The organism is Blautia sp. HCP3S3_H10_2 (assembly GCF_052122375.1).
Lineage (GTDB): Bacteria > Bacillota > Clostridia > Lachnospirales > Lachnospiraceae > Blautia_A.
In genome coordinates this window covers 26,185-53,172 of the sequence record NZ_JBQKCL010000015.1, presented here as the reverse complement: position 1 = coordinate 53,172, position 26,988 = coordinate 26,185, and the positions used below count along the sequence as shown (strand labels likewise).

Genomic DNA, 26,988 nt, shown 5'->3' with positions numbered 1-26,988 from the left:
AACACTCGAATTTTGCACCTGTAGCTCAGTGGATAGAGCAGTGGTTTCCGGTACCATGTGCGGGGGTTCGATTCCCTTCAGGTGTGTTGCCTGGAACGATCGGGCGTTCCGGTGCGTTGTATTAAGGAGGACAAGAACTTGGATAATTTCAGAGAATGGTTATCAGATAACCTTCGCTATTTTATGCTTGGCGGAGCGATTCTGTTAATCGTGATTGTCCTGTTTTTCGGTGTCCGTGCATTTATGGGAAGCGGGAAGGGCGATTCCACGAAGGACACAACCGAGAATCAGACATCAGCAGACAAAGACCAGGGAAATGTTCCTTCTTCTCCGGCAAATGATGGGGAGACTGACGGGAAGAAAGACGCCAATCCCATGGAAACAGCTAATGAAGACATTACTTCATTGATCAAGAGCTATTATAAAGCTCTGGGGGATAAAGATATTACCACATTGCGTACATTGGTTGAGAATCTTGCGCCAACAGATGAATCTAAGATTACCAATGCCAAGTACATTGAAGGGTATGAAGCAGGTAATATCTACACGAAAAAGGGGCTTGATGACGATTCCTATGTAGTATATTCCTGTTTTTACTACATCTGTCAGGGTATTGATACAAAGGTACCTGCGCTTGCTGAGTTCTATGTAGTGAAGGACACAGACGGCAATTGGAAGATTGATGGTGCTGCCCATGATGACAGCGACGAGATAACGAAATATGAAGTTTCTTTACGCCAGGATGATGACGTGAAAGAATTGAAGTCCAAGATACAGAAATTGTACGAGGACGCACAGAAGTCAGATTCTGCACTTGCAGCATTCCTTGAGGGGCTTGGAGATGATGTGGCAGGATCCACAGAGACAGCAGATGGCACTACATTGGTTGTAACCGAGGATTGTAATGTACGTGCAGAAGCAAACAGTGATGCAGAAATCATTGGTGGTCTTGCTGCCGGGACTGAAGTAGTTAAGAAGGGCGAGAGCGGAGACTGGATCCTGATTGATTATGAAGGAACAGATGCTTACGTACACAGCAGTCTTCTGGAAGAGAAATCAAAATAAACATAAAAGAGGAATTGTCTGATTGGGCAGTTCCTTTTTTGATTGAAAAATTCTGCCTAAATTACCTGGAGCGTGTTTGAAAAAACATTCCAGATAAAATTTTCTCTGTCATACATACAAAAAGACCAGAATACAAAGTTTATGAATATCTATAAACTTTGCATTCTGGCCTGAATTTAAGTACCTGTCACTAAAATTATTCTAACAATCATCAGAAGGATCCATAAGAGACTCCGTTCTCCAGGGTAATTCCCTTAGCTGCGGCAAGTTCACTTACGGTCACCAGCTGATATCCCTCCTGGATCAGTTCCGGGATGAAAATTTCTGCGGCATCTACGGATTCTTTAAAAATATCATGCAACAAAATAATCTGTCCATCTGCGGCTCCATCCATTACATTTTGTACGATAGAATCTGCATTCTGGGTTTCCCAGTCTAAGGTATCCACAGACCAGAGAATCAAAGGTCTGGCGGCGATACTGGCTACGGTATCGTTGTAGGAGCCGTAAGGCGGTCGTACCACAGTGGCAGCATGTCCGGTCAGTTCACTGATCAGCTGATCTGTACGGGAAAGCTGACTGGAAATATCATCAGAAGAAAGTGTGGTAAGATCAGGGTGGTCGTAAGAATGATTGCCGATTTCGCAGCCAAGTTCTGCCATACGGGTTACAGGCTCCTGAAAGTAATCAACCTCCTGACCTGCAAGGAAAAAGGTGGCTTTGGCATTATTGGCTTCCAGACAATCCAGAAGCCGGTCAGTAAAATCGCTGGGACCGTCATCAAAAGTAAGGGCAACCATTCCCTTGGGTACTGGTGAAACGATATCAGCTTCTGGAGCTGGTGCAGAAGCACCTGCCGCAGAAGCTGTAAGATTATCAGTGCCAGAAGCTGCTGATGCAGTATTCATATAAAACACCAGTCCTGTATCAGAACTATCATCTGCTGAAGCAGGATCGCCCTGCTGTGCGCCATCTGCACCAAAATGGTAAAGCGCACCGTCTATGGTCACATCACCAGTCTGAAGAACACCATCTGCATTCAGATAATAACGTTTCCCATCAAGCTCAAGCCATCCGGTCTGCATAACTCCGTTTTCATTAAAGTAATAGCGGTGTCTGTCTGTATCGGTGAGCCAGCCCTTGTAACCCTCTCCGTTTATCATAAAGTACCAGTCGCTTCCAACTGGTGTCCATACTCCCTGGGAGGCTTCTGGAGAAACTTCAAAAGAAGTATTCTGCTCCTTGGTACCTGTGGCTTCATCTGGTGAAGGTGTAGCTGTTTCTGGAGGCGCTGTGGGAGTGACTGTCTCCTGCACAGATTCTTCATCTGTATTTTCAACGGTGGCATCATCTGGCTGAAGCAAAGAATCATCTGTATTTCCTGCTACGAACATATCAGGAGTCTGGGTATCTGCTATCGGTGAACGGGATGCGGAAGACTGAGTGAAAGTGACTCCGCATGCAAGGCACATAAAAACAGCAGCAACTGCCAGCCCCTTGTTTGTCCGTGGTTTATGGCCAGGCATATAATTCCTCCTTTATGTAGCAATATTTTGTCTTTTCTAATCATACAATATATGACAGAAAAAAACAAGACCGGCTTAATAGTTCCATTCCTTGTGCAATTTGCATGTTTTCAGAAAAAGAATTCACAGAAAATTAGAAAATGTTTATTTGAAATTTACATAATATTCTGCTATATTAAACTGTGATAACGATAATAAAAAAGCATATACAAAAGCTTTTTACAGTTTATTGTTTCTTGTCTGTTACAATAGATGAGAACAGGAAAGAAGAGGAAGCGGTTGCGTAAAAAATCCCATATACTGGTAGCCAGATATCTGGCAGACCAGATACCTGCTGCCAAGAGTCTGCAGTCTCACAGGAAGGCATTCTGCCTGGGAAGTATTCTTCCAGATATCAAGCCCTCCTTTCTGACAAAGAAGCACGAGTATTTCGGTACGTTCGAAGAGATTCAGAATAAGATGAAGACTCTTATTGACAGCAGTCCCCAGGAAGGCAAGGAACGTGTTTACTGGCGCAGATTTGGTGAAGTCATGCATTATATGGCAGATTATTTTACTTTTCCACATAATAAGAATTTTACCGGTAATCTGTATGAGCACAATAAATACGAGAAGCACCTTAAGAATCATCTGAAGCGCTACATAGAGAGCGGCGCAGCAGGACAGATCGTGATTGAACCGGTCAGCTTTGATAACTTTCAGGAACTTGTGAATTATATACAGAAGGTTCATGAGAGATATCTTCTTAAGGAGCGTAATATTGCAGAGGATGTTCAATATATTCTCAGAACTTGTTTACAAGTTATCTGCGGAATCCTGCAGCTTGCCACGAAACGGCTTGGCAGGGAGAATTTATTACTTCTGGCTGCATGCTGATAAGGGAGAGCCAGTGCCGGGAAAACACAGCAATTTCGCTGTGAGACCGGACTGGCTGTTTTTGTGTTCCGGTACATTCTTTTTTTCTTTGGAAAGGCTGTGAAGGTTGATTTAAATAGGTTAGTATGCTACAATAATCCATGTTAATGATTTAATACGAACTGCCTTTGAGGTAAGAACGCATACCTTTATATAGGGGAGTAAAGGGATGTTCATAGAAGAAGGGAGCATCTTTTGAATATGAAGAATAAATATCTGACAAAATGTTTATGTATCACCATGGCAACTGCCATGTCCATGACTGGACCGGTGGGAGCTTTTGCCGCAGACGAGGCATCCTTGTCAGGAATAGAAAATGTTACACAGATAGAGCCTACGGATATTCCGGCGGAGCAAGAAGTATCACAGGAGCCCAGTGAAACTCCGGCACCTGATGATACACCTGTGGTTCCCAGTGAATCACCAGAACCAAGTGAAAATCCGGAACCAGGCGATTCACCGGAACCAGGTGAAAATCCAGAACCCAGTGAAACCCCGGATCCAAGTGAAACGCCGGAGCCCAGTGTGACTCCGGAACCGGACGATACTCCGGTCCCCAGTGTGACCCCGGATCCAGGCGAAACGCCAGAACCCAGTGAAACCCCGGATCCAAGTGTTAGTCCATCTGTGACGCCTGCACTGTCTGCAGAGAGTCAGGAGAAAGTGGCGGGATTGATCAAGGAGATTGACGCTGCATATGCTATGGAGCTTAATGACACTAAGAAAAATAAGGTAAAGGAGCTCCGGAAGACATACGACAGCCTTACAGATACAGAGAAAGCTGCGGTTACCAATTATGATCTGCTTACCGATATGGAGAAGATCATCAGTCAGACATCAGAAGCAGCAGACGATTCCAGTGTTGGCTTTACTGATGGTACCGGTATTCAGGCACTTTATGGGACACCGGTGTACTACGCATCCAATCTCCATGCAGGTAAGGAATTTTATCTGAACAGTCTGCAGGAGAATTATCAGTTGTCTTTCTCGGATGATTTTGCGGACATTATGGATCAGATCGAGAGTGAGTATAAGCAGCAGAACCAGCTTACCGATGTGTCGGATACTACAGGCGGTATTACCACATCTGCAGATGCTCTCCTTGTGCGGAACTGGCAGGATATTCTGGCCGTGTATGTTTATGAGCAGAGTCTGAAAGGAGTTACCTCTTATACACTGGATGCGTCCTGCAAAGATGATCTGGCGGCTATTTTTGCCCAGATGAATCCGGTTATCCGTGATGAGAAGGATTCTGGCAAGGTTACCTATGGAAATTACCATATTAATTACTACATTAAGAAGAATAAGATTCCGAAATCTGAGCGGGGAGTTCTTAAGAAATATCTGGAAACAGACTGTAAGCTTCTCTGTGCTACGGTTACAGCTGCGAAGGGCTTTGTAAGACAGAGCGTAGGAGATGAGGTTTCCGAAGAACGTGTAAATGTAATTACCGCTGCTTATTCCCTTGTAGGAAAGATTGGTTATTTCTGGGGAGGTAAGTCTACTGTGATCGGAATGGATCCCGAATGGGGGGATGTTGAGCAGGTCACAGCAGAGGGAAGCCAGAGCACAGGCTCTTTACGTGCATATGGACTTGACTGCAGTGGATTTGTTACATGGGCGGTTATTAATGGATATAAGGACCAGGCAATGATCGCTGCTGTTGGAAGTGGTACTTCCGATCAGTGGGAGAGAGCAAATGTGGTAAGCGAAGCAGATGCTCAGCCTGGAGATCTGGTTTTCCAGAGAGGACCAGAGGCTGGAAGCTCCAACCATGTAGGTATTATCTGTGGCAAAACAGACGCTGGTGACTGGATCGTAGTTCATTGTTCATCAGGCAAGAACGGTGTTACCGTAGGGGAGGCTTATAGTGCAAGCTTCCGTTACATCCGTCAGCCATCGTTCTACCCGAATGCAGAGCAGGTTGCCCAGATGCGTCAGAGTGGAGAGGCTATTACTACTGCACAGCTTATTCCGGATATTGTTGTATCGAACAATCTGCAGGATCTGATCAATGCGAACCTGTCCACATCTGGAGATCTGGATACCGTTACGATCGATCCGTCTGGTAATGGTACTGTTTCTCCTGGAAGCCTGTATGTTGCCAATAGTCTTCAGGAGCTGTTTGAATCTGGACAGCGGGTAAGTGTTTTCAATGAGGTGACATATGGAGATGCTGCTGAAGTGGGTAGTTCAGATGCAGGTTCGGAAGGCAGTGTAAAGGCAGATAGGACATCTGATATAGATTTTTCGGGAATTATGGTTACCAATTCCCTTCAGGAGCTACTGGCTGCGACAATTGGAATACAGTGAGGTAAAAAGTGCTTCCACACCCATGCTCGGGCAGGAAGCACTTTTGCGTTATACAATATATTTGAAATGTTTTCAGCAGACTGCAATGGACAGTTTTACCGGTTAATACCAGATAATACGTCCTCAATCCACTTATCTGTATTATAATTGTCATCGAAAAATTTTACGATCACCCCATAAGGCTCTTTTTCGTTGGAAAAAGCGTTTGCTTCATCGGTATCTACATGCATGGCAAGACGGTAGCTCCAGTCTACACGGACGACTACATCTGCGTAAATAAGTGCCCGGCCATAGCTTTTGGTGAGTACAAAGATTTCATCATTATCTTTCACCTTAAGAGTGACTGCGTCTGCTGGCGTCATGTGGATGTGCCGTTTGGCAACAATCACCCCATGATCTATGGTAAGCTCTCCTCTGGGACCAATGAGAGTACATCCCGGGGAACCGTCTGTGTCCCCGGATTGCCGGATCAGGCCGGGAAGACCGATCTTGCGTGTATCGGTAAGAGAAAGCTCAATCTGGGTTTCCTTGCGGAATGGCCCGAGAATTGCCATATTTTCGTATTGCCCTTTGGGGCCTTTTACAGTGAGCCGTTCCTGACAGAGATATTGTCCAGGCTGGCTTAATTCTTTTATATAATGAAGCCTGGCATCTTCTCCGAAGAGGAACTGGAAATCTTCCTGGGAAACGTGGATATGCCGGGCTGAGGTTTCAATTGGGATTTTAATGCTCATGGAAATTCCTCCGATATCATACAAAGTGTGAGTGGAAATGCCAGATACTTTACTTTGGCACTTTAATACATAAAGTTTAAGCTTAATGAGAAAAAATAGCAAGACTTTTTTATGTAATAGGAGATTTGGCAGGAAGTGGCTATTACATAAAAAACTACAGGAGTTTATATAATGAAGAAATATTCAGACAGTGGTTTTACATTTGACATCAGAGATGACCATGCTATCGTGATGGAAATGGAAGGAGATCCCCAGGTGATAGAAATACCGGAGGCGGTTGATCATGTACCAGTGACAGAATTAGCAGAATATCTGTTTTCAGGGAAAAACTGCCAGATCATCAGAATTCCTTCAGGAGTGAAGAAAATAGGACGTTATGGTTTCTATAACTGCCGGAATCTGGAAGAATTATGGTTTTCCAGTGACTTTACCGATCTTGGAAGTGGTGCGTTTACCGGTTGCCATAAGATCCGGCGGATGGAAGTTCTGATGAAGGACGAGCAGTCTGGATTGAAGGAAATCCTTTCCGAGGTGGGAGAGGAGCTGCAGGTGCATCTTTATGGAAAAACAGAGGCAATGCTCTGGTTCCCGGAATACTATGAGGAAGGGGTTGAGAACACCCCAGCCAGGATTCTGATGACTGAGGTGCATGGAAGTGGGCTGTATTACCGCAACTGCTTTCAGGGAAAAGTATTTCATTTCCTGGAATACGATAAGCGTTTCGAGATGGCAAGAGCCCAGGAATCCTCAGATTTTCTCCGGGAAATGGTTTATGGAAGACTTCACTGGCCGGAGGGATTGACAGAATCTGCGAAGGGAGAATATGAGAGGTATCTGCTGGAGCACACAGAACAGATCGCTTCAGACTTTATACGGCAGAAAAGAACAGAGGAGCTTGAGTGGCTTCTTTGTACCTATCCACTGGAAGCGTCACAAAGAGATATGTTTACAAGACTTGTGAATCTGGCAGATATAGTAAATTCACCGGAGATTTTGAGCATGCTTATGGAGTATCAGAGAGTACATTTTCCATCCAGAAGGAGAAGCTTTGACTTATGAATGAATTTAGGGGCAATCAATTGAATCCCATACAGGATGCCCAGAATCGGGCGATGGAAGCAGAGTCTATCTGTCAGGATATTCTGTCAGGCGCCAGGAATCAGCTGTATCTGAATATGCGCTTTATGGATTGTGCATTTTCGACGCTTCATTTTCAGGGAGATATGGGAATCCATCCGGTGGGAACAGATGGGAATTTTTTATATTATCAGCCGGAAGAACTGATGGCTTTATTTAGAAGAAGCAGAGAGAGGGTGAACCGGATTTACCTTCACAGCCTTTTGCACTGTATTTTTCTGCACTGCTTTCCCAAAAAAGACAGGGAAGGGAATCCGGAAGTGGATATCCAGTACTGGAATCTTGCCTGTGATATTACAGTGGAGAATCTGATCGACGGACTTTATCTGAAATGTGTGCATCAGCCGGCATCTATGGTGAAGCGGCAGGCTTTGCAGCTGATTCTGGAAGAGGGAAAAGTTCTGACTGCCCAGAGGGTTTACCGGAAGCTTCAGATCTTGCATCTGCCGGAAAACAGGATGCAGGAGCTTCGCAGGGAGTTTGCCCAGGACGATCATAGCAAATGGTATGAGAAGCATCCGGATAGTCCGGTCATGTCCCAGAGGAAAAAGAACTGGGATGATATCCGTAACCGCATGCAGACAGAGATGGAAACCTTTTCCAAAGAAGCAGGAGAAGGGGGTGAGGCACTTGCCTCACAGCTTCGGGCCCAGAACCAGAAACGATATGATTACAAAGAATTTTTACGGAAATTTTCTGCTTTAAAAGAAGAAATGAAAGTGGATATGGACACTTTCGATTATATATTTTACAATTATGGAATGAACCTGTATGGCAATATGCCGCTGATCGAACCCTTGGAGACAAAGGAAGAGCGAAAGATAGAAGATTTTGTGATCGTGATCGACACCTCCATGTCCTGTAAGGGAGAGCTTGTCCAGAAGTTTCTGGAAGAGACTTACAGTGTATTGGAAGAGTCGGAGAGCTTTTTCAGGAGGATTCATGTGCATATTCTTCAGTGCGATGAGAAAGTCCAGTCAGATGTGGTGATTGAAAATGCCATGCAGTTAAAAGAATATATGTCCCATTTCACAGTAAGGGGAGGCGGCGGAACCGATTTTCGTCCTGCTTTTACCTACGTGGAACAGCTTATGCGCGCGAAGAAATTTACCAGACTTCGGGGACTGATTTATTTTACAGATGGGTATGGAGTCTATCCTGCCAAAATGCCGCCCTATGAAACGGCATTTGTGTTTATGAAGGAGGATTATCAGGATATTGATGTACCGCCGTGGGCGATCAGGCTGATCCTTGATGAAGAGGACCTGACGGCAGGCAATGCATGAAAAACTATGTGGCGAATACGCCAGATAGGATATGAAGTATTAATCTGTAAAAGGCGAGGAGAACATTATGAATATCAAACGGGCAAAAGAGGAAATACGCAATACCATAGAAGCTTACCTTCTGAAGAATGAATATGGAGAGTATGAAATTCCGGTTATGGCCCAGCGCCCTATTTTTCTTATTGGTGCGCCAGGAATCGGAAAAACCCAGATCATGGAACAGATTTCCAGAGAGTGTAAGGTAGGACTGGTTTCCTACACCATTACACATCATACCAGACAGAGCGCCATTGGCCTGCCTTTTATTTCCAAAAAGGAATTTGATGGAAAGGAGATGGCAGTTACCGAATATACCATGAGTGAGATCGTAGCATCTATTTATGAGAAGATCCAGGACTCCGGCCTCAGGGAGGGAATTCTGTTTATCGATGAGATCAACTGCGTTTCTGAAACCCTGGCACCTGCCATGCTGCAATTTCTCCAGTGTAAAACCTTCGGAAGCCATAAGATACCAGAGGGCTGGCTGATCGTGGCTGCAGGAAACCCGCCGGAATACAATAAATCTGTCCGGGAGTTTGATGTGGTGACTATGGACCGTGTAAAGAAAATCCAGGTGGAGCCGGATTTTGACGCATGGAAAGAATACGCTTATGCAAGAAATATTCATCCGGCGGTAATTTCTTATCTGAACACACGGCCATCCAATTTCTACAAGATGGAAAGCACGGTAGATGGTAAAAATTTTGCCACCCCAAGGGGCTGGGAGGATTTGTCAAGGCTGATCCAGGTATATGAAAAGCTGGGAAAAACGGTGGACAAAGAGGTGGTAGTCCAGTATATCCAGCATCCACAGACTGCAAGGGATTTCGCGAATTATCTGGAGCTTTTTTATAAATACCGGACAGACTATCAGATTGATGAGGTGTTAAGTGGACACATTGATGATATTCTGGTAAAAAAGGCAGCACATGCATCCTTTGATGAGAAGCTGAGTGTAACGGGGCTTCTACTTTCGAGGCTGAATAAGAATTTCCAAAAGGTGCAGGATAAGGAAGAAAAGCTTGCCACTGTTTTTGAGATTTTAAAGGAGGCAAAGGCGCCTCTCATGGAAAGCCAGAAAGACCAGCCTGTGGTTTATATGGAGGATGTGAAGAAACGGTATCAGGCAGAGTTCGCAGCAAAGAAAAAAGCCGGCCTTTTATCCCGGGAGGGAGCCCATCATGATCAGCAGGTGCTGGACACTCTGGAAGCTTATGTGATAAATCTGAAAAAAGAAGAGGTTCAGGATGGGGAAAGGGCATTCTCACTTCTGAGAGACTGGTTTAATGAAGAAAAAGAAACATACGATCAGGAATTTGACCAGAGTGCAGGTCAGCTGGAATATGCTTTTGATTTTATGGAGAGCGCTTTTGCCGGCGGCCAGGAACTGGTGGTATTTATAACGGAGCTGAATACCAGCAACCCGGCAGTTTCTTTTCTTCAGGAGTATTCCTGTGAGAGATATTACCGCTACAACAAAGATCTTTTATTCCGGGAAAATACAAGAGCGATTCTGGAACGGATCCGGCAGCTTGGATAAGGAGGCTGAATGAAAAGAAGAAAACCCTGGAAAATTATTTTTGTCCTTCTTTTTGCATTGGCGGTCATATTTGGAATCTATGTTTATCAGCAGCAATATGAACCGTCAGACCTGATCGCGAAAATGGGAGAAAAAATACTGGATAATGCGCCGGAAGTATTTTCCGGCGAGCCAAAAGAAGTCCGGGACTTACGGAAACAGGAAATTCCTGCTTCGGATTCAGATGGAGTGCGCCAGGAGTATTATTTTAGTCTGTTAAATGAAGAAGAGCAGAGGGGCTATCGGGAGATGGTAGAGGGAATCAAGGCAAGAAAGAAGGAGTTTTACCTTACAATCTACCAGGACGATACGGTTAATAAAGTGTATCATGCTGTTCTCATGGATCATCCGGAATTGTTCTGGGTACATAACCGGAAGCAGGTATATAAAACCACTTTTTCAGACGCTAATTACTGTATGTTTTCCCCAGGATACAGTTATACAGAGGATGAGATGGCAGAAATACAGGCAGCCGCCCAGAAGGCCTGCCAGGAAGTAAGTGCCCTGCTTCCAGAGAATGCGGATGACTATGAGAAGGCGAAAACCGTATATACCTATCTGATCGATAATGCCAGATATCAGGAGTCGGAGGATGACCAGAGCATGGCGGGCATCTTCTGGAAAAAGCAGGCGGTCTGTGCCGGATATGCAGGAGCGGCCCAGTATCTTCTGGAATATCTTGGAGTACCCTGTATTTACGTGGAAGGCAGTACTGTCGGAAGCACAGAAGGGCATGCCTGGAACATTATCACCCTGAATGGGGAGTATTATTATTTTGATGCCACCAATGGTGACCAGCCGGAATTTCTGGAGGGCGACGCTGTCCAGCTGGCAGAGCACAAGACGATTCTATATGATTACCTGTGTCCATTTCCTGCAGAGTATGAAATGACTTATACACCGTCTGATGAATTTGCAGTTCCCACATGTACAGCCACAGCCATGAATTTTTATGTGCTGAATCAGGGCTGCTTCGACAGTTATGATTATCAGGAGATCCTGGCTTACTGTCAGATGCGGCTGAACAACGGGGCAGCAGTGGTAAGGTTTAAATTTTCAGACCAGGAAGCATTTGACCAGGCAAAAGCAGACTGGATCAATGGAGATGCCATCCAGGAGGCTGCAAGGTACTACATGACCTTGTATGGAATGAGCCAGGTAGAATATCACTATGGTATTCTGGAAAATATGAAAACTATTTACTATATGTTCTAAGTATTATAAAATGTAATTCCCATAAATCCATCTGGCGGATATGCCGCATCGATGAAATGTGAAGCATTTTGGAGATTGGATATGGATAGTTATTATAAAATAATATGAGATAACAGGAAGGAGGCATAAAAGAATGCTTGAGATTTTGAAAAATGTTATGAGTATTGCAGCCAGGGTCCACGATATGCAGATCGCAGGTACATTATCCATGGTTTTGTTTGGTGTGGTACTGGTATTTGGAATTATGAACTGTGTCCTTGGCTATCGGCTCCTCAGATTCTGGATGATGCTCTTTGGATTTCTGATCGGAGCTGGAATCGGTCTATTTGCCATTTACGAAATTGGTCTTGGAGATAAGCTGTATTATGCGGTGGGAATGATCGGTGTAGGACTGATCCTTGCGATTCTCTCCTTTGCAGTATTTAAAGCCGGTATTTTTATTATGGGTGCCGGGCTGGGACTTACCCTTACCGTTTATGTGATTCATCCAACTACTTCTTTTAGTTTTTTCATCTGTCTGCTTGCAGGCGTGGGACTTGGAATGCTTGCGCTTCGCTATGAACGGGAAGTGATCATTGTAGGAACCAGTATTCTGGGCGGTATTTTAAGCGGATTTGCCACAGCCAAGCTGGCGAATATGGAAGAGATTCCTTTTGGAATCATTTTTTCCATAGGATTTGCACTTGTAGGAATGCTGATTCAGTTCGCTATCAATAAGCCAAGATATGAGGACGAGGAGGATTACAGGGAGGAGCTGGAAGAACGGCCACGAAAGAAAAGAGCAGAGGCTGACAGAAAAGAAAAATCCAACAGAAGAATGTATGTGGATGATTACGGGGAAGATGATCCGGAAGGAGAATATCTGGAAGATGATTTTGATGAAGCGGATAACTCTGATATCCCATCATATGGCGCTTCCAGAAAGAAACATAAAGGAGTAGATCCGATAGATGACCTGGATGATGATCTGTCAGATGCAGATGATGAGGAAATTGATGAGATTCTGGATGAGTACGGTGTGGACGAGGACGACGTGATCGAGGAGTACCTGGAAGACTATTACGGTGAAAATAAGAAAAAAGGTACGAACAGGAATGGAAAAAAGAGTGTGAAAAAGAGCGTAAAGAAGGCTGGCACAAAGAAAACCGGCAAAACCAGCGCAAGTCCATATAGAAACAGAAAATAAGCAATTATCTGTGTGCAACAAATAACAGCTTGTTCCAAAATGATAATTTTGTTATAATGCGAAATTATCTGGAACAAGCTGTTTTGTTTATACCATTATTGAACCAGAGCCGATGTCTGGATTTGTTCTGATATTTGTTTAAAACTCAATTTCCTTCAGATATCTGGAAAGTGCATCCTGCCAGGTTGGAAGCGGAGTAAAGCCGTTTTCAACCAGTTTCTTTTTGTCAAGGCGGCTGTTAAATGGACGGGCTGCTTTGGAAACTCCATATTCAGCGGTTGTGACAGGAAGAACGGTCACTTTGTCTTCCGCATATTCGGTATGTCCAAGCTCTACTGCCTGGCGGAAGATCTCTTTGGTGAAATCATACCAGCTGATATAACCGCCCTCGTTGGTGGCATGATAATAGCCATATTTGTCTGTGAGGATCATATCGATCATCAGACGGGCGAGATCATAGGTGTAGGTAGGAGTACCGATCTGGTCGTTAACTACTTTTAAGGTATCGTGAGTCTTAGCAACATTTAACATGGTTTTGATAAAGTTTTTGCCGTTCCGGCCAAATACCCAGGCAATACGGATGATGAAAAATTTATCAACATTGTTATAAACTGCCAGTTCCCCGTCAAGCTTGGTCTGACCGTAAACATTAAGAGGCTTGTATGCTTTGCAGTCTGGCTCCCAGGGAGTAGTGCCCTGACCATCAAACACATAGTCTGTGGAGAGATACATCATTTTGATACCAAGCTTTTTGCAGACCTTTGCGATATTTTCAGTGCCAAGAACATTGACTTTGCGGACCGTTTCCTGTTTATCTTCATCCTCAGCTGCGTCTACAGCTGTCCAGGCAGCACAGTGTACCACGCCGTCTACGCCAGCTTCTGTGATCGCTTTTTCTACAGCGTCAGCATCTGTGATATCCACAGAAACATAAGGCATTGTGGTAACGGCGGATCCATCCTGAATCCCGCTGTATGAAGGGGCAAGGTCAGAACCTACCCCTTCGTATCCGCGTTTATTAAGTTCGTTCATTACATCGTGGCCGAGCTGGCCGGCAACACCTGTTACAAACAGTTTCATATCTGTCAGCCCTCCTTAGCGGTTGCCGTACATTTTTTCGTAATAATTCTGATATTCGCCGGAGATAATGGTTTCCCACCATTCCTTATTGTCCAGGTACCACTGGATGGTCTTCTTGATACCATCTGCGAATTTGGTTTCCGGAAGCCAGCCGAGCTCGTTGTGGATCTTGGTCGGGTCGATGGCATAACGCATGTCATGTCCTTTACGGTCTGTTACATAGGTGATCAGGCTTTCTGGCTTGCCAAGTTCTTTGCAGATGATCTTAACGATATCAATATTTTTCATCTCGTTGTGTCCACCTACGTTATAAACTTCGCCGACACGTCCTTTGTGGATGATCAGGTCAATTGCGCGGCAGTGATCTTCTACATAGAGCCAGTCACGGACATTTTCACCTTTTCCATAAACTGGAAGAGGTTTGTCGTTTAATGCATTTGCGATCATAAGCGGAATCAGTTTTTCCGGGAAATGATATGGACCATAGTTGTTGGAGCAGCGGCTGATGGATACTGGCAGACCGTAGGTCCTGTGGTAAGCAAGTACCAGAAGGTCAGCAGATGCTTTGGATGAGCTGTATGGGCTGCTGGTGTGAATCGGGGTTTCCTCTGTGAAGAACAGGTCTGGCCGGTCGAGTGGCAGGTCACCGTAAACCTCATCTGTGGAAACCTGATGATAACGTTTAATTCCGTATTTGCGGCATGCGTCCATGAGAACAGCAGTACCGATGATGTTTGTGTTCAGGAAAACCTCCGGGTTTTCGATGGAACGGTCAACGTGACTTTCTGCTGCGAAGTTTACAACCATATCCGGATGCTCTTCCTCGAAAAGCTTGTAAACAGCTTCGCGGTCAGTGATGCTTTCTTTTACAAAACGGAAGTTCGGGTTATCCATAACCGGTGCCAGAGTGGAAAGGTTACCTGCATAGGTAAGGCAGTCCAGGCAGATGATACGGTAATCCGGGTATTTTTTTAACATGTGGAAAATAAAGTTGCTTCCGATAAATCCGGCACCGCCGGTAACAATAATATTCATGGTATGATTCTCCTTTGATTTCTATAGATTCTGGTAACTGTTTAGTGAAGTACATCCATATATTTGCCGTCCAGTACGTCCTTCAGATACTGGCCATACTGATTTTTCTTCAGCACGTTGTAAACTTCCATAACCTCTTCTTTGGAAATCCAGCCATTTAAGTAAGCGATTTCCTCAAGGCAGGCAATCTTACGGTGCTGATGGGTTTCAACCGTTTTTACAAAGTTGGTAGCGTCAACAAGGCTCTCATGTGTACCGGTATCCAGCCATGTGAAGCCCTGGCCGAGAAGCTCTACATTTAACTGTCCTTTTTCCAGGTAAATGCGGTTCAGATCTGTGATCTCAAGCTCACCGCGGGCACTTGGCTTTAAGTTCTTTGCATATTCTACAACTTTATTGTCATAGAAGTAAAGTCCGGTTACACAGTAATTGCTCTTAGGCTTTGCAGGTTTCTCCTCGATGGAAACGGCTTTTCCATCCTGGTCAAATTCTACGATACCGAAACGCTCCGGATCGTCTACATAATAGCCAAATACAGTAGCTCCTTTTCCAGTACTTGCATTCTCAACAGCTGCTTTCAGACGTTTCTTAAGGCCATGTCCTGCGAAAATATTATCGCCAAGAACCATGGCAACGGTGTCGTTTCCAATGAACTCTTCGCCAATGATAAAGGCCTGTGCAAGTCCGTCCGGGCTTGGCTGGATAGCATAGGTAAGTGAAACGCCGAACTGATGTCCGTCACCAAGAAGCTCCTTGAAACGTGGGGTATCCTGTGGTGTGGAAATGATCAGGATATCACGGATCCCAGCGTTCATCAGAACGGACATGGGATAATAGATCATTGGTTTATCATAAATTGGAAGCAGCTGCTTGGAGGTAACCATGGTCAACGGGTAAAGTCTGGTACCGGATCCACCGGCTAAAATAATTCCCTTCATAATGTTGTGTCTCCTTTTGGTTTGATAATGCCAGGGATAAATCCGTCGTTCGTATATGCTGCCAATAGAATCATGTAAGAAAAGACGCAGCATTTAATTCCCTGACCTGTGTCTGTAAATATATTATAAAAGGTGACCTTACGTTACCTTCAAGGGCTTTTTTGAAATTCATTCAGATTTGTTACTTTTTCACAAAGAAATACGCCTGCATCTTTGGTAATATGGAAACCATTTTCCGTTTTTTTCTTAACAAGGGTGCGAAAGTCTTTATAGCGGTCTGGCAGGTACTGGTTCTGATTGCCGTGACAGGATAGAATATAGGAAATCAGCGGCTCCGCGTCTGTGACGATCAGCTCATCTTCATATGCTTTCCAGGTAATCTGCTGAAAATAGGGGGAAAGAATGCCGGCTCCGTTTTCCCTGCCGAACCGTTCATATAGCCTGTCGGCAGAAAGAGCGATCCGTTCATCAAAAGACTGGACCAGAAGACTGATCTCCCGCATATGCCTGGATCCATAGGTGCTGCAGAGAAAACGGCCGCCTGGTTTCAGGACTTTTGTGACATTCTGGCAGACTTTTCCAATATCTTCACAATAAAAAAGAACATGGTTGGCAATCACAAGATCAAAGGTTCCAAGGTTTGAAGGAATGGTATGACAGTCAAAAGGTTTAAAGGAAAAACGGGAATCTTCTCCTCCGATGGCACGTCTTGCGTCACGGAGCATCCCCTCTGAAATGTCGGAGAGTGTGATGTGCACATCTTGGGGAAGCCTGGAAATATTCTGGGTCCACAGCGCACCGTCACCGCAGCCAAGCTCCAGAATATGCATTCCTTCTTTGATCTGGCATTGTTCATAGATCCAGGGAAACCAGCCCTTTTGGTTTACGGAATAAAGACTGTGCAGGTTAATCCTGGAAGAAATATTGGATGCGTTCTGGTACTGGTTTTTCAGACTTTTTTCCATGACAGTCAGGTGAATCAGATCCAGCATACGGCTCCAGTCTACCGTATGTTCCTGGGAAATGGCCTGGGCTGTGTCTTTTAATGTCTTTTCCACAAGCTGCATCTGCTCGATCCGGTCCTGTACCAATTTTAACTGGACGTTCAGTGCATTCTGCATAAAATGGCTGTCGGGATCCTCAATGGTCATTTCCCGGATATCCTCCAGAGAAAAACCAAGGTATTTCAGAAGCAGGATCTGCTGAAGTCTTGCAAAATCCGTATCTGTATAAAATCTTGCTCCGGCTTCGGAGACAAAAGAGGGTTTCAGGATATCATGCTGGTCATAATAGCGGATGGTGCGAAGGGTTACCCCGGCCATCCGGGCAAACTGGCCGGATGAATAGTAGCCGTCTTTTTTCAAAAAATACCTCCCGGGCTGAAAAGGAAATTTCAGCTCTTAATCAGTTATGAATTTGAATAGTTACAACATAATTATAAAAAAGTCCGGCTTCTGGTGCAATGGGAAATTTATATTGGCAGTTTTTGTACTTGGGAAAAAACGGAAGTGTGGGCAGATTTTGTCGTAATAAAACGAACTCTTTTTCTTGTGCTTTTATTACGGCTGTGCTAAGCTTTAACCAGGGTCAGCAGGACCAGATAATAATTCTTGAAACTGACAGTTCTGTCAGGTTTTTTCCACAATAAAATGTAAAGAGGAAAAGAAAAATGGACAGGAGGTTAATATGAATCTATTTGATTTTACCTACTGTGGAAACTATAACCGCCAGATCCAGAATCTGGCCAGGATATCGCCGGAGAAGTGGAGCTTTGGAGATTCCGAAGATTATGGAATCCTGAAAGGATATCTGGAAAATACGTTCCGCAGGCTGTATGAGGAAGGTAAAGTTACAGAAGAAAAAGAATATGCACTGTTTCACACAGGACTCTTTAATCAGTATTATCAGCCGATTTATGCCTATTTTATACCGAATATTGTGCCAGACAGGCAGAAATGGTATCTGGAAGGGTTTTATACCGATTATTCACTTTTGAAAATTAAAATCAGGGATCTGCCGCCAAGAGCAAGCTATGTGGAAAATCCATCCGATCTGGTATTTGACACAAAATTGCCTGTAGTACCCCAGTATGAACATATTTTTGATGATGATGACAATGTGCAAAGGCTGCCAAGTGCAGTGCGGGAGAATGGGATGCGTGTACAGCTTTTTGATGGGGCGCTCCAGCAGACCAGGAGAATCCTGGAGGCTGATTATAAGGCGGCCATACCGCAGTATTACAATCATTCCATTCAGCTCTTGATTCCAATCTGTCTTCAAAACCCAGGGGTTCCGGATCTTGCCCTGGCCTGTATGAAAACTCCTGATGGGACAAAGTATCTGGGCAGGACCTGTCTGACACTTCGGATGGCCTATCACAACGCCAGACTTCTGGCAAGACTGGATGGAAGCTGGCTGCGGGCAGATATGCCAAGTGTGAAAGAACTGTGACTTTATTTTGTAGGGTCTGTTCAAAAAGAAAAAAACGTGTTACAATCTATTTCACAAAAGAGGAAACGCAGGAGAAGGCATGAGAATCGAATTAAAAGAGGAAAAACAGGATAAAGCACCGGAAATAGATGAAAATGACATCCGGTTCAAGCACGAATCTGACCTGACGAAAAAGGAAAAACGCCAGCTTGAGAAAATGAAGCTGTCCAGTATGGGGCTGGGTGGTAAGCTTCAATATATCTGGGCATATTATAAGCCGCAGATGGCAGCTGTGGTGGCGGTGATCGCCATTATCTTTTTTGCGAGGGATCTTTACCAGAATTCCAAGATCAAAACGGCACTTACGGTTATGGTGATCGACTCCTATGGGATGAAACAAGAGGAAGCCGAGAATCAGGTGGAGAAAGATCTGGGAATTGAGGAGGATCCTTACCAGGTTGTTACGGTAGATGAGAGTCTTCGTACAGGTGATGACGGGGTAGCGCTGGAAAGTTACAGTCAGATGGCGTTTACCACCAAGGTGGCAGCCAGGGCCGTGGATGTACTGATCGGTTCCGAGGCTTATATGGACAGCTTTGAGAATAAAGAGGAATATTTTACAGATCTGACCCAGCTTTTACCAGAGGATGTTTATGAAGCATTCGGGAACCAGGAGGACAAATACAGCATCAGTATTTCTTCTGCCCAGCTGGCAGATGAGCTTGAAGTTGCCTATGAGCCGGTCAAGATAGGCATTCTGGCCAATTCGGAAAATGTGGAAAATGCTGTAAAGTGGTTAACGGCACTTGCAAATGAGCTATAACCAGCAAGAGGTTTTCAGGGGTGAAGGAGCTTTTGCTTATAAAAGAAGGCAGGGGATGTGTTTTTACAAAAACGCACATTCTCTGCCTTTTGCTCATGTTTTAGGAATTCCTGGCAATTACATGTTTTTCAACAAAAGCAAGAATGCCATATAGAAACATTGCAATGATACATAGGATCACAATGGACATTAAGACCCAGGTAAGCTTGAAGAAGCGGTGACACATTCTGATAGAGATTTTTTAGGGAAAGTTGGGAAAAAGTTATGAGAGTTTTAATGACCGGGAATACCAGTTATATTACAAATGAATTTCTGGAAGAAGCTTTTCCGGAATCCAAGGTTATGGTGCTTGGAAATAAAAAACTGAAGACCTTACGGAAAAAGGGAATTATATCCAGACCGTTTTCAGAAACAGAACAGGAGCTTGCGGATATTTTCCGGACATATGAATTTGAGGCCGTGGTATATTTTTCAAATTATCTGACTTTTCATGGGGAAGCGGAGGGAGAAGCGGAAACCATACGGAAAATCCTGCAATACTGCAAAAACAAAGAAGACTGCCATATTCTATATCTGACCGGTCCGGAGGCATTGTTTGACAAGCCTACCGGGAAGACACTATTGGTTCGCAGTGCAGAAGATTTGTGCCTAAGCTATGCCAGGATGTATGGTCTTCAGCTGAAAATCGTAAGAATGCCATATTTATATTCGGCTGTTTATGAAAAAGACTATATTTATAAAGTTTTTTCTGAAATACAGGAAAATGGAAAAATCACCTTTAAAGAGGGAAAAGACCAGCAGCTGTTTTTTCTTTGCGGCATGGATCTGGCAAGGCTTTTATATAAGTTGTACGACAACTGGAATGAGAACGAAAAGATTCTTGAGGTTCCAGCAGTATTTAAGGACACGGTCTGGGATTTCGGGGAAAAATTGGAGAAATTAGAGCCCCATGTACAGCTTATATATGAAAATACAGCAGTGCAGGAAAATATAACCAGAAAGGATCCGGTAATACGGCAGCGATATGGCTGGTTCCCGGTAATATCCATGACAGAGGAGCTGTCAGAGCTGTATGGGCAATACCAGGAAGCCAGAGGGATAAAACCTGGAAAACTGGATGTACTAAAAAGTCAGGCCCAGTTTAAGATGATCGATCTGCGTGTTGTATTTATTGTGATATTTGGAAGCCTGTATGGCCTGAATTATGGAATTGCCGCTGCTGCTGCCGAATCAGTTTCTCTTCTGGGGGCATATGCGGCAGAAGGGAATAACTGGTATACCCTGTTCTATGAGCCATCGAACTGGATCCCTTTTATCTTTTATTTCACAACAGGTGCTGTGTGCGGTTATGTCCGGAGAAAAAATAAAGAAAATACAGAATTTATCATGGGAAAAAATAAACTGATACAGGAAAAATTTTTATTTATGCGCCAGTTGTATCAGGAGACTCTTCAACCAGAAGGTGAGATTATCGAGAAAAAAGAAATTGATATGCTGTTGACCTCTGTTTTGCCAAAGATCCAGGTTGTCACCAGAACTGTTCTGGACACGGATGAGATAAAAAATCTTCTGAAAGAGGGATACCGTCTGTCTGTGGGAATTGAAGATCCAATGACAAAAAAGCCTTCCCTGAGACTTGCCATGGAATGTGCATATGAAAACGGAAGAAATATTCTGTGGGGAAATAGGTTATAGCTTGTGGAACAATATAGACTGTGAAATAATATAGCAAATGTCGGTTGGAGGATGGCAAAATGGCAGAAAAAACAGTAAAATACGAATATGAATACGGTTTGTGCAAAAGAACACATTACCGGGGGCTTTGGTGTGTGCGTTACGAGGGCGTGCCGGGGCACATGGAGAAAGCCGGAATGGCATGCAGCTGTGCCGTAGATGGCTGTGATAAGGACTGTGCGGTAATGGAAAGTGCAGATCCGGTGATTGACCCGGAGTGGGAATGGCACATGCTGGATAAGCCGCCGCTGAATTGATGACCTGACGTTCCTTTTGCAGACCCTGAGTTCAAACACTTTATAGTACAGGCATAAAACGTTTTAGGGAGTTTTATCCTGGGTATCATTATGCAGGATAACGGCATATAGTAGAATAAGGCGTGAAAACCGGAGAATGATATGGAAGAAGTGTTTGGAGCGCAGCCAGATTCTATGGAAGAAAATCCTATATACAGCCGGAAAAATCATTTGGGGATCACGAAAAAAGAGATTCTGGAAAAAATGGCAGAGATTCTCTGTGATGAGAAGCTGATTACAGAAGTGGAATGTTTAAATCTGAAAAGAAAAATAGAAAAATACGGTGACACCTTATGATCCGGGCGGTTATCTACTGCAGGTGCAGTACGGAAGAAGCGTGTCAGAGAGATGCTCTGGTAAGACAGGCGGCGGAAGCAAGAGAATGCGTCCGCCGCTTGAACTGGTTTCTGGCAGATGAATATATTGAAAGCAGGTCTGGAACCAGCATCAAAGGAAGAACGGAGTATCAGAGACTTTTTGCGGATCTTGAGAGTGATCAGTTCGATGTGGTTGTAATAAAATCACAGGACAGACTGATGCGCAATACCAGAGAATGGTATATTTTTATTGACCGGCTTGTAATCTGCAAAAAGAGGCTGTATCTATATCTGGAAAATCGTTTTTATAGTACGGATGACGCTCTGCTTACCGGAATCAAGGCAATTCTGGCAGAGGAATACAGCAGGGAGTTGAGCAGAAAAATCAACAATGCCCACAGAAACAGACAGAAGACAGGAAGTGCCCTGATGCTGACATCAAATACATATGGATACCGGAAACTGCCAGACAAAAGCTTTGCCATCATTGAAAATGAAGCAAAGATAAAAAGACAGATGTATGAGCTTTGTGCTGCCGGTTATGGGAGCAGAACCATTGCCCGGATTTTGCGGGAAAGCGGGTTGTGTAAGCGAAATGGAAAATTTTTTTCAGATTCAGATATTCGTCGTATGATCCGTAATCCTATTAATAAAGGCACAGTGGTAATGAATCGGAAACACTATGATTTTGACACCAAAATGACGGTGAAAAACGAAAAGGATCAGCTTTACATATACGAAAACAGAATTCCGGCAATCGTCTCAGAGAACTTATGGGAAAAAGCAAACAGAGAAATTGATAACAGAAAAATAAAGAAGGAGAGAGCTGATAACAGGAAAAACGTTGAATGGAAAGCCCAGGCAAATCAGAATGTTCCTGAAATTACTATAAAATATCTGGCAGGTATGGGAAAAAATAAGGGAAAACATGTTCTCAGTAACCATCTGGTCTGCGGCTTATGTGGGGCTCCCTTTTACCGGACCACAAGAAAAAGAAAATGTGATCGGGTTTATGAATGGAAGTGCAGGACTTATCTGGAACAAGGGAGAAAAAAGTCAGGAAAAACAGGGGGATGTGAAAATATCCATCTGGAAGAAAAGCTGCTTTTTTTCATACTGTATAAAATCTTTTTCCCAGATTCCCTGTCTGCCTGGGAAAATTCATTAAAAACTGCAATGCAAAAGCTGGTCCATGAATGCTTTGCGGAAGAAGAAAAGAAAGACAGGGAAACATCGTCCATTCTCTTGAAAAAAATAGAAAGCCAGCAAAAGCTCCTGCTTGATAAATATCTGGAAGGAATTGTGGAAGAACAGCAGTTTCGGGAAAAACAGAAGCTTTTGCAGAAAAAATACAACGAAGAAATAAGCAGAATGGCCGCAGGAAAAAACAGCAGCCATCTGAAGCCAGATGGCAGGCTGGTAGAAGAAAGATTGCTGGAAATGGAAGAATTTTTGGGGAAGAGAGATATTGTTTCCAGGGCGATGGTGTTATGCATGCTAAAAGATGAGGATAAGATCATGGTTTTTCCTGAGTATCTGGAAATTTGGGGAAAATGCTATGAACTTAATGTTACTGTTCGCTGAAAGCATTCGGCGAGGTGTTTTTTGTGACCGAAGGTCACAGAAAACCCGAGAGTTGCGGCGCGAAATCATGCGAAAGCATGATTTCTGTGCATCGCGAAGCGTGTTGCTGTGAACGGAGTGAACAGTAACAATTTAAGTCTTTTCTGCCATGGGGAAAATGAATTATTGCGGTATTTTGTTTTCATGTGATATGATATAAAAGATCAAATCTTTTGTCAGAAAGGAACTATTTTATGAATATCAGGAAATCACAGGAAAAGGATCTGCCGCAGATTCTTGGTTTATATAAGATTGCAAGGGAATTTATGAAAAAGAATGGAAACCCGAACCAGTGGGAAGACCGCTATCCGGAAGTATCTACGGTAGAAAATGATGTAAAGCGGGGGATTTCCTATGTATGTGAGGAAAATGGAAAAATTGCAGGAACCTTTGTATTTTTTATAGGGGAAGATCCCACATACAGAGTGATCGAGAATGGAAACTGGCATAGTGACCAGACACCATACGGTGTTATTCACAGAGTGGCTTCTGATGGAACGGTCAGGGGCGTGACGAAGGCAGCTTTTTCCTATGGAATGGAAAGAAGCGGCTATCTGCGCATTGATACCCATGAGGATAACAAGCCTATGCAGGGAGCGTTGAAGAAATTTGGGTTCAGAAAATGTGGGACGATCTATCTGGAAAGAGGTGCAAAGCGGATTGCGTTTGACTGTTTGGAAGAGTGGCTTAAATAGAATTAAGCAGTTAACGTCAAATTACTTTGAATTTATTTTTGAAATCTATTTCCTTTTTTGAAGTGTAGAAAAAGACTGCTTCGTTATAGAGAATTGGAAAGCGGATCACTGGTTATGTGAAAATACAAAAGCCACATGCTGTAACAGAGCTTTTGGCAAATAAACTTTCTGGGTTTAAGAAAAATGGAAAAATATCAGAACGTGTGCACACAGGAATGTCTGACTGCCATATATGATTAGATATCCAAGCCCTTGTCTTGCACCGATGAACTCCCCGATGATGACACCTACAAGGCAAAGCCCGATGTTTACCTTCATGTTTGCCAGAATCATGGGAATGGAAGCAGGCAGGACAATTTTTAATAATTCATCCTTTTTTCCACCCCCAAGTGTACGGATCAGCTTCAGCTTTTCAGGAGGTATCTCTTTGAAGCCTGTGTACAGGTTCAAAATAGAACCGAAAATAGCCACTGACATACCAGCTACGATGATGGTGCGCTGGCGTGCGCCAAGCCACACGATGAGAAGCGGGGCCAGTGCAGATTTTGGAAGACTGTTCAGGACTACCAGATAAGGCTCCAGTACTTTTGCAAGCCTTGGGCATCCCCATAGCAGGATGGAAATGCCAAGCCCAAGCAGGATCACAAAGAAAAAGCTAAGGAGCGTTTCTTTTAATGTGGCACCAATGTGAATAAATAAAGACTGGTCTTTTGCCATTTTCACAAAGGTTTCCAGAAGCATGGATGGACTGCTGAAAATAAAGGAGTCGATCCAGTGGAGGCGTGACAGGATCTCCCATTGCGCCAGAAAAATAAGAAAGACCAGAAGCCTTGCACTTATGACAAGGTAACGGTCCTTTTTCTGACGGAGCAGATATGCTTTTTGGGCATGAGAGGGTTCATGCATTCTGATTCAGCTCCTTCCAGATGAGATTGAAGTAGGTTTTGAAAGCAGGATCATTTCTTGAGGTAAGAGGTGTGCGGTCTTTTATATCCAGATTTATAGGCACGATTTTTAATACAGTAGCAGGCCGTCTGGAAAGAATCAGTACCCGGTCAGCCATGCTGATGGCTTCGGAAATGTCATGCGTGACCAGAATGGCTGGCTTCCTTTGCTTTTTCAGGATTTTTCCAATGTCATCGCTTACATTCAGCCGTGTCTGGTAATCAAGAGCTGAGAATGGCTCGTCGAGAAGGAGAAGCTCAGGTCTTAAGACCAGGGTGCGGATCAGGGCGGCGCGTTGGCGCATACCACCGGAAAGCTGGCTTGGACGACAGTTTTTGAATTTGTCCAGTTCATAGAGCTTTAGCATTTCATCTGCATAAGCAAGATTCTGGCTGGTAAGTTCCTTTCGTATTTCCAGTCCCAGAAGAATATTCCGGTATATACTGCGCCATTCCAGAAGATGGTCTTTTTGCAGCATATAACCAATGCGTGTGCTGCCTTTGCAAAGCGGTTTCCCATCCATAAGAATGGTACCTTGCTCAGCATCCAATAGTCCACTGATAAGATTTAGCAAAGTAGACTTTCCACAGCCGGAGGGTCCTACGATAGCAAGGAATTCTTCCGGCATAAGCTCAAAGGATATATGGGAAAGGGCAGCCGTTTCCCCGGAAAGGCTATGATAAGAAAGGCTGACATCCTTTACTTCCAAAAGCGGATTCATAATAAAACCTCCATTTTAGTATAATTTATGATATGCTTTTAAGTAGGGGTATGCTATAATGAAGTAATCTATCTGGGCGTAGCACAGATAGATTACGCTACGCAAACGAAGCGAAGCGGAGTTCGCGGTTCCCGTCTGGGCGTAGCACAGATAGATTACGCTACGCAAACGAAGCGAAGCGGAGTTCGCGGTTCCCGTCTGGGCGTAGCACAGATAGATTACGCTACGAGGGCGTAGCGGAGATACAAATCAATTATCTATGAGAAAGAAAATATTAATATGAGCAAAAAGCAAACGGTTTTCAACCTGTTATTTCTGGTAATCGTTTTCGGCCTTACCATGTATCTGGTTTTTCGAGGTAAGGATATTGGGGATATTATCAGTACTGCGAGGGAGGCAGATGGCAGATATCTGATCCTGAGCCTTATATGTGTGGTGCTTTTTATCCTGGGTGAATCGGTTATCATTTTTTATATGATGAGGACGCTTGGAGCTGGTGTGAAGATGAGTCATTGTGCATTATACTCCTTCGTCGGATTTTTTTTCAGTTGCATTACACCATCTGCGTCAGGCGGACAGCCAATGCAGATCTTTTATATGAAAAAAGATAAATTGCCAATTCCGGTTACGACGCTGGTGCTGATGATCGTTACGATCACATATAAGGCTGTACTGGTGGTGATCGGTGTGCTGGTCTGCCTTTTTGGCGGAGATTTTCTCAGAGGCTATCTGGGGGATTACATGTGGGTGTTTTATCTGGGGGTAGGATTAAATGTGTTCTGCGTGACCTTTATGATGATACTGGTGTTTGCCCCGGGGCTTGCCAAATGGATCATGGTAAAAGGCTTAAAAATAATTGAGCACATACGGATCCTGAAACCGAAGAAAGCCCGTCTTGAGAAGCTGGAAGCATCCATGGATCAGTACCATGCGACAGCGGCATTCTGGGCAAGCCATAAGCGGATCATATTGAATGTCTTTGTGATCACATTTATACAGAGATGTATTTTATTTACGGTGACCTATTGGGTTTACCGTGCCCTGGGACTTCATGAGTATGGACTCCTGACGATTACTATTTTGCAGGCGGTGATTTCCGTGTCAGTGGATATGCTGCCTCTTCCGGGAGGTATGGGAATCAGCGAGACATTATATATGGTGATGTTTGTGCCAGTGTTTGGCAGGCTGTTGCTGCCATCCATGCTGCTGAGCCGCGGAATTTCCTACTATGGACAGATGATGATCAGTGCGTTGATGACCTGTGTGGCACATATGACGATTGGAAGGAAAAAAGAAGAGATACAAAGGATGTAACAAAGATTATGAAGGAAGAACGTTTGAAAAAGGAGAAACAGGA

The 26,988-nt window shown here is 44.0% G+C and carries 24 protein-coding genes and 1 tRNA gene; 17 read left to right on the top strand and 8 right to left on the bottom strand.

Annotation, left to right across the window (positions count from 1 at the left end; all coding sequences use genetic code 11):
* Positions 1–14: 14 nt before the first annotated feature.
* Positions 15–86 (top strand) — tRNA-Arg (locus tag ACTQWB_RS15025).
* 52 nt (positions 87–138) lie between these two features.
* A complete protein-coding gene (locus ACTQWB_RS15020) occupies positions 139–1,065 on the top strand; it encodes an SH3 domain-containing protein (protein WP_441502263.1) in 927 nt (308 codons plus the stop codon).
* A 211-nt stretch (positions 1,066–1,276) separates the two neighbouring features.
* Here ACTQWB_RS15020 and ACTQWB_RS15015 read toward each other — a convergent pair whose 3' ends face one another.
* On the bottom strand, positions 1,277–2,590 hold the full coding sequence (locus ACTQWB_RS15015) for a polysaccharide deacetylase family protein (RefSeq protein ID WP_441502264.1): 1,314 nt from the start codon (positions 2,588–2,590) through the stop codon (positions 1,277–1,279).
* Positions 2,591–2,869: 279 nt separating this feature from the next.
* On the opposite strand from ACTQWB_RS15015, the gene ACTQWB_RS15010 reads away from it, so the two are divergent.
* Together ACTQWB_RS15010 and ACTQWB_RS15005 are read left to right on the top strand one after the other, a co-directional pair.
* Complete coding sequence (locus tag ACTQWB_RS15010) at positions 2,870–3,466, top strand: zinc dependent phospholipase C family protein (protein WP_441502265.1); 597 nt, start codon at positions 2,870–2,872, stop codon at positions 3,464–3,466.
* A gap of 240 nt (positions 3,467–3,706) precedes the next feature.
* Positions 3,707–5,818, top strand: a complete 2,112-nt coding sequence (locus tag ACTQWB_RS15005) for an NlpC/P60 family protein (protein ID WP_441502266.1) — start codon at positions 3,707–3,709, stop codon at positions 5,816–5,818.
* 95 nt (positions 5,819–5,913) lie between these two features.
* Here ACTQWB_RS15005 and ACTQWB_RS15000 read toward each other — a convergent pair whose 3' ends face one another.
* Positions 5,914–6,552 carry a PduL/EutD family phosphate acyltransferase gene (locus tag ACTQWB_RS15000; RefSeq protein ID WP_441502267.1) on the bottom strand — a complete coding sequence of 213 codons (639 nt, stop codon included), beginning with the start codon at positions 6,550–6,552 and terminating at the stop codon, positions 5,914–5,916.
* A gap of 171 nt (positions 6,553–6,723) precedes the next feature.
* Between ACTQWB_RS15000 and ACTQWB_RS14995 the strand changes: the two genes are divergently transcribed.
* From ACTQWB_RS14995 to ACTQWB_RS14975, 5 genes are all read left to right on the top strand, one after another.
* Positions 6,724–7,611 carry a leucine-rich repeat domain-containing protein gene (locus ACTQWB_RS14995; RefSeq protein ID WP_441502268.1) on the top strand — a complete coding sequence of 296 codons (888 nt, stop codon included), beginning with the start codon at positions 6,724–6,726 and terminating at the stop codon, positions 7,609–7,611.
* On the top strand, positions 7,608–8,975 hold the full coding sequence (locus ACTQWB_RS14990; RefSeq protein WP_441502269.1) for a vWA domain-containing protein: 1,368 nt from the start codon (positions 7,608–7,610) through the stop codon (positions 8,973–8,975). The genes ACTQWB_RS14995 and ACTQWB_RS14990 overlap by 4 nt, the downstream gene beginning before the upstream one ends.
* 67 nt (positions 8,976–9,042) lie before the next feature.
* Positions 9,043–10,554, top strand: a complete 1,512-nt coding sequence (locus tag ACTQWB_RS14985) for an AAA family ATPase (RefSeq protein WP_441502270.1) — start codon at positions 9,043–9,045, stop codon at positions 10,552–10,554.
* A 9-nt stretch (positions 10,555–10,563) separates the two neighbouring features.
* A complete protein-coding gene (locus tag ACTQWB_RS14980) occupies positions 10,564–11,808 on the top strand; it encodes a transglutaminase domain-containing protein (protein ID WP_441502271.1) in 1,245 nt (414 codons plus the stop codon).
* Positions 11,809–11,941: 133 nt separating this feature from the next.
* Positions 11,942–12,994, top strand: a complete 1,053-nt coding sequence (locus tag ACTQWB_RS14975) for a TMEM198/TM7SF3 family protein (RefSeq protein ID WP_441502272.1) — start codon at positions 11,942–11,944, stop codon at positions 12,992–12,994.
* Positions 12,995–13,132: 138 nt separating this feature from the next.
* On the opposite strand, the gene rfbD is transcribed toward ACTQWB_RS14975, so the two are convergent.
* From rfbD to ACTQWB_RS14955, 4 genes are all read right to left on the bottom strand, one after another.
* A complete protein-coding gene (gene rfbD, locus ACTQWB_RS14970) occupies positions 13,133–14,074 on the bottom strand; it encodes a dTDP-4-dehydrorhamnose reductase (RefSeq protein WP_441502273.1) in 942 nt (313 codons plus the stop codon).
* A 15-nt stretch (positions 14,075–14,089) separates the two neighbouring features.
* Positions 14,090–15,109: a dTDP-glucose 4,6-dehydratase gene (gene rfbB, locus ACTQWB_RS14965; RefSeq protein WP_021926781.1), complete on the bottom strand. Its 1,020-nt coding sequence runs from the start codon at positions 15,107–15,109 to the stop codon at positions 14,090–14,092.
* A 41-nt stretch (positions 15,110–15,150) separates the two neighbouring features.
* A complete protein-coding gene (rfbA, locus tag ACTQWB_RS14960) occupies positions 15,151–16,047 on the bottom strand; it encodes a glucose-1-phosphate thymidylyltransferase RfbA (RefSeq protein ID WP_441502274.1) in 897 nt (298 codons plus the stop codon).
* Positions 16,048–16,196: 149 nt separating this feature from the next.
* Positions 16,197–17,411, bottom strand: a complete 1,215-nt coding sequence (locus ACTQWB_RS14955) for a MerR family transcriptional regulator (protein WP_441502275.1) — start codon at positions 17,409–17,411, stop codon at positions 16,197–16,199.
* A 322-nt stretch (positions 17,412–17,733) separates the two neighbouring features.
* On the opposite strand from ACTQWB_RS14955, the gene ACTQWB_RS14950 reads away from it, so the two are divergent.
* From ACTQWB_RS14950 to ACTQWB_RS14920, 7 genes are all read left to right on the top strand, one after another.
* On the top strand, positions 17,734–18,498 hold the full coding sequence (locus ACTQWB_RS14950; protein ID WP_441502276.1) for a DUF3825 domain-containing protein: 765 nt from the start codon (positions 17,734–17,736) through the stop codon (positions 18,496–18,498).
* A 79-nt stretch (positions 18,499–18,577) separates the two neighbouring features.
* Positions 18,578–19,300 (top strand): hypothetical protein, encoded by a 723-nt coding sequence (locus tag ACTQWB_RS14945; RefSeq protein ID WP_441502277.1) that lies wholly within the window; start codon positions 18,578–18,580, stop codon positions 19,298–19,300.
* 264 nt (positions 19,301–19,564) lie between these two features.
* Positions 19,565–20,995: a hypothetical protein gene (locus ACTQWB_RS14940; protein ID WP_441502278.1), complete on the top strand. Its 1,431-nt coding sequence runs from the start codon at positions 19,565–19,567 to the stop codon at positions 20,993–20,995.
* 59 nt (positions 20,996–21,054) lie between these two features.
* Entirely contained in the window at positions 21,055–21,291 is a 237-nt protein-coding gene (locus ACTQWB_RS14935) for a hypothetical protein (protein ID WP_441502279.1), read from the top strand.
* Positions 21,292–21,432: 141 nt separating this feature from the next.
* On the top strand, positions 21,433–21,627 hold the full coding sequence (locus ACTQWB_RS14930; RefSeq protein WP_441502280.1) for a hypothetical protein: 195 nt from the start codon (positions 21,433–21,435) through the stop codon (positions 21,625–21,627).
* Positions 21,624–23,231, top strand: coding sequence for a recombinase family protein (locus ACTQWB_RS14925; RefSeq protein WP_441502281.1), 1,608 nt, complete (start codon positions 21,624–21,626; stop codon positions 23,229–23,231). Before ACTQWB_RS14930 ends, ACTQWB_RS14925 begins: the two co-directional genes overlap by 4 nt.
* Before the next feature lie 233 nt (positions 23,232–23,464).
* The gene (locus ACTQWB_RS14920; RefSeq protein ID WP_441502282.1) at positions 23,465–23,965 is read left to right on the top strand and encodes a GNAT family N-acetyltransferase; all 501 of its coding nucleotides are present in this window, start codon (positions 23,465–23,467) and stop codon (positions 23,963–23,965) included.
* A 174-nt stretch (positions 23,966–24,139) separates the two neighbouring features.
* On the opposite strand, the gene ACTQWB_RS14915 is transcribed toward ACTQWB_RS14920, so the two are convergent.
* Both ACTQWB_RS14915 and ACTQWB_RS14910 read right to left on the bottom strand, forming a co-directional pair.
* A complete protein-coding gene (locus tag ACTQWB_RS14915; RefSeq protein ID WP_441502283.1) occupies positions 24,140–24,871 on the bottom strand; it encodes an ABC transporter permease in 732 nt (243 codons plus the stop codon).
* On the bottom strand, positions 24,864–25,631 hold the full coding sequence (locus ACTQWB_RS14910; protein ID WP_441502284.1) for an ABC transporter ATP-binding protein: 768 nt from the start codon (positions 25,629–25,631) through the stop codon (positions 24,864–24,866). The genes ACTQWB_RS14915 and ACTQWB_RS14910 overlap by 8 nt, the downstream gene beginning before the upstream one ends.
* A gap of 279 nt (positions 25,632–25,910) precedes the next feature.
* Here ACTQWB_RS14910 and ACTQWB_RS14905 point away from each other — a divergent pair, with 279 nt between their 5' ends.
* Positions 25,911–26,945: a lysylphosphatidylglycerol synthase transmembrane domain-containing protein gene (locus ACTQWB_RS14905; protein ID WP_441502285.1), complete on the top strand. Its 1,035-nt coding sequence runs from the start codon at positions 25,911–25,913 to the stop codon at positions 26,943–26,945.
* The last annotated feature ends 43 nt before the right edge of the window (positions 26,946–26,988 follow it).